We start from the raw sequence: 4,229 nt of genomic DNA on the forward strand, positions 1-4,229 counted from the left end.
TGCGTTTTGTTTAGCCATATCGGTTAATCCACTGTAGAAGAGAGCATTTGGCATGACCAAATAGCTTGCTGTTTGTGGTACAAGGGCAACGGTAGGGATATTTGTTTCAGGATCAGGATTTGAACCAGAATTGGAGCCAAGCAGTTCGGGTTGCAAACGGAAATCCCAGAAATTTTCATTCTTTTCATCAAAGAGGTTTTGCGCAATATCGGCTTTGCCTTGGCTTGAGTCTGGTCCATAGGCACGTAGTGTATACATATTCGGTAAGCCACCTCTTGTGGTATAACCATTTACCAGTTTGAAAGAGTTTTCTTCTGCTTTTCCAGAAACTTGAATGAGTGAAAGCCCCCGTACATTAGGAGCAGCAGAGGTATTTGCTTGACTACTGTTCTTTTCTATGCGTCCTGTAACATAAACTGATGTGTTGCCAGAGACATCCCCATGGATCAAAAGTCTATCGGTTTTTTGATCGGCGATTGGTGCTCCATCACTCCATTGTGCGTTGAAGTAAATCTTTGCATCACCCGTTGCATTGTAGACTTCTTGCGTGTCTGGTTTACCAGAACCTATATGCAATGTTTGGTAATGATCTTCGGTTGGTTTCTCAAAAACAATGGAGCTGTTATCGAGATTAAGCACAGAAACATCAGAACGAGATCTTTGAGCGATATCAAAGAGATTGCCATCATCATCTTTTTCATTTTTGCTGATTTTCAACGTCCATTTTGTGTCGTTTTTCAGATCAAAGCGTGTTTGCCCATTTTCGTCATTTCTTACACCGCCTTGTAAGACAGAATGATCTGCGGTTAAAGTAAACATTCCAACAGGCTTTGTCTTCTGCTTTATGTTTTTGAATAACGTATCAGCAAGGATTTTTGAATTTTTGAGATTAATTTTCCCCATTGATTCATCGGTATTTATTCCAATACCATTTTCAACGATCAGATCTGTATTGGTCAAATTAACTTCACTGTTTTGCCAATTTTGTGGATTACTATCACTTAGGCCATTTAACTTATTTTTAGACAAATCTGCAAAATTTACCCCAGCAACCCCTGCTGTTGCAGAAGTATTTGCGAGATCAATATGTCCATTTCTGTTTACCTTTAGTGCAATTATTGTTGCATCTATTTTGTTTTCAGCGCCATTGACCATCTTAATCGTGCTATTGGATGCGACAAGTCCAAAATCAACTTTTTCAATCGTTGTTTTTCCGTTTAATTCAATAACGCTATTTGCAGCAGCATTTACACCCATGCTGGGCAGTTCGATTCCCGCAATATTTGTTCTCTTCCCTTTTATCGTTAATTCTTCGCTTGTGATTTTGCCTCCATCCGTTACATAAAGACCAAAGAGAGTCTTCGTAATCGTTGTTTTTCCTTTTAATTCAATGACGCTGTTTGGGCCCTCAGCTGATGCGCCTGTAACTGAACTTTCGCCATTTTCTGTGAGTGCAACATCTTTAACATTAATATATCCACCCAAAGTTGCATATAATGAATTATTACTCCCAGTAACAGTTCCTCCTGTCATGAAAATTTTTGATTGCTCACCAATGGCACTCAGCGCATTATGCTCAGATGAAATGATTTTCGCACCATTGTTTAAAGTAATGCTACTGCCGTTTTGAGCAATTATTGCTTCTCCTTTTGCCTCAAAAGATCCGCCGGTAATTGTTATTTGAGATTTGTTATCTGCTAAGATGCTGTTTTTTGCTTTCGTGACGGTTACATTATTTAAAGTGACAATACTTCCTTTGTCAGCACTTATTCCTTTATCCATAAGAAAGTCATCATTTCCGCTTGATATTTTCACATCTTTCAGCGTGTTTTCTTTGCTGGTGGTGTTAAGAAATGATGCACCTACTGCTTTGTCTCCTGTGACCTCAATCGATCCTCCGGTCATTTTGATTGTCGCATCATCACTTTCGGCTTTAACACCGATCGAAGCATTTTTAATTGTTGTGTTACCATTTAATTCAATAGTGCTGTGACCTCTTGCAAACGCACCGAATCTTGTTCCTTTACCATCTGCTGTGAGTACAACATCTTTAACATTAATATATCCACCAGCTTTTGTGTATAATACACTATTGCTCCCAGTAACAGCTCCCCCTGTCATAAAAATTTTTGATTGCTCATCAATGGCATTGAGCCCATCACCGTTAAGTGATGTGATTTTTGCCTTATTGTTTAAAGTAATGATACTACCGTTTCGAGCATTGATTGCTGTTTCTTTTGCCTCAAAAGATCCACCGATAACTGTTATTTGAGTTTGGTTATCTGCAAAGATGCTGTTTTTTGCTTTTTTAACAGTTATATTTTTCAAAGTGAGTTTACTTTTTTTTTCAGCTCTTATTGCGTTATAGGGTTCGCTGTTTTCACTTGTTATTGTGACATTTTCCATATTTCCGTTACCAGCATTTAGCTGAATAGCGGTTTTATCAACGTTGATAGAACCTCCTGTCATTTTGAATGTAGCGTTGTCCGATATATTAACGCCGTATTCATAGGAAGATTTAGTTCCAAGTGGAGCACCAATGATGGTATTGTCCGATAATTCAATCAAACTATCGGATCCTTTAACGGTGACAACGGTTGTAACAGATGGTGGTGTTGGAGAGGTACTCCCCAGCTTTAAATTCTTGCCGATGATTTTTCCACCCGTTTCTGCCCAAATATTATCGTAGCTTTCTTTAGAGACTTCCATTTTTTTTCCATCAGAAACTTTAAGTTCTTCCGCTTGTGTTTTGTGGTAGGTCCCAAATAATAGAATTGCTGCAATTGCTGTATACGATAAAAGAGACTTTTTAGACATTTATGTTCTCCTCACTTAAATTAAGCTACAAATATTTTTCCTGTTTTCCATATCTCCACTTGTTATAAGAAGAACAAACAATATAAGAAAATAAATAATGGTCTATAAAAAACATTCTTCCTGATCACTATTTTATAATTTACTTATAGTCAAATTAAAAAACATAATAATTAACGTATATATTTACATTTAAGTCATATTATATTTATAGTTTTATTTATTACGTATTAAATATATAATTAAAAATATTAAAAATGATATTTAAGGACAATATTATAAGCAAATGATCGTTGTTTGTTTGTACTTTTTTAAGGGTATCACAGTACTGTCATATATTTTGATGCATTAAGGAGAATAAAGGGGGGACAGCATCGTTGGGAACAGCCGTCAGCAAAAATTAAAAAAGTTTATTTAATTTTAGATCTGAGGTGTTTTATACTGGATGTAATGTGTTTTATAAATATGCTAAAGAGCACTGATTGATGCTTTTATAAATCTTAGTTTCTTCTTGAGTATTTTGATAAAGTGGTTGATGTCTTTGTTTTTTTGGTGTATTTAATTAAACTATCTGCGTAAAGAAATATTTTGCAGTATGTTTCCTGTGTAAAGAGGAAAATAATAGTAGCTTGTACTTTTTATCTACTTACGACAGTAAAACTTTACATTTTCTTTTTGCTTTGAGAAAAAGGGGGAGGGGATTTTATGAAGCAAGCGCGATTTATCAATAAACATATATGATTTATCAATAAATACATATAAGGTGTTTTTTCTGAAAGTTTTACTTTCACTTGGAGATGAAGCGCTTTGCGACATTTTTGTTTATGAGAGATAAATGCCATTCAATATCTAAGACAGCGTAAGGGGCAGATTTCTCAAAATCACTGAATTTATTCTCACCCTTAAGCATAACCACCCGCTTTAGTGCATATTTTCATTCTTTTGCGCAAAGACTGCTACACGCATTTCACGCTCCCCAATTCCAGCAAATTGGCAAAACCTTCCACAGCTTTCTTTTCAGGATTATAACGAAAGCGCTTTTTTGCCTGTGTACGAGCAGCTACTTCAATCTGGTATGCATCAAAAACAATACCTAGCCTTGTCAATCAATAAATCTTGATGGAGATGATCTTGGGAGGATAAAGAACAAAAGCTATTCGAGCGATCTTTTTATGAAAGGGTGTCAAGAATAAAAAAAGGCAGCATATCGTGCTGCCTTTTTTTAAATTGAATAGAATGAATAGGCTTGCTTTTACAGCTTTGTGTTAAAACTGATAGCGTATGCCGCCTGAGAAATTTGCTCCAGATATACCAGTTTTCTGAAGCTTTTGTTGATAACTTACATCACCATGAAGGGAGAAATTGTGAGACAGTTGCGCATTGATGCCAACGCCGCCTTCAATTGCAGGTCCCAT

The 4,229-nt window shown here is 36.2% G+C and carries 3 protein-coding genes; all 3 read right to left on the reverse strand.

Going from position 1 to position 4,229, the window contains the following annotated elements:
• Positions 1–2,817, reverse strand: a 2,817-nt coding sequence (locus ACFIN0_RS09405) for an autotransporter outer membrane beta-barrel domain-containing protein (RefSeq protein WP_375702410.1), incomplete at its 3' end; no start/stop codon positions are given.
• A gap of 953 nt (positions 2,818–3,770) precedes the next feature.
• Positions 3,771–3,920 (reverse strand): hypothetical protein, encoded by a 150-nt coding sequence (locus ACFIN0_RS09410; RefSeq protein ID WP_375702411.1) that lies wholly within the window; start codon positions 3,918–3,920, stop codon positions 3,771–3,773.
• Between the two features lie 159 nt (positions 3,921–4,079).
• Positions 4,080–4,229 (reverse strand): autotransporter outer membrane beta-barrel domain-containing protein (locus tag ACFIN0_RS09415; RefSeq protein WP_375702412.1); only part of this gene is annotated, 150 nt, incomplete at its 5' end.

Source organism: Bartonella sp. AA89HNZF (assembly GCF_042196905.1).
Classification (GTDB): Bacteria; Pseudomonadota; Alphaproteobacteria; order Rhizobiales; family Rhizobiaceae; genus Bartonella.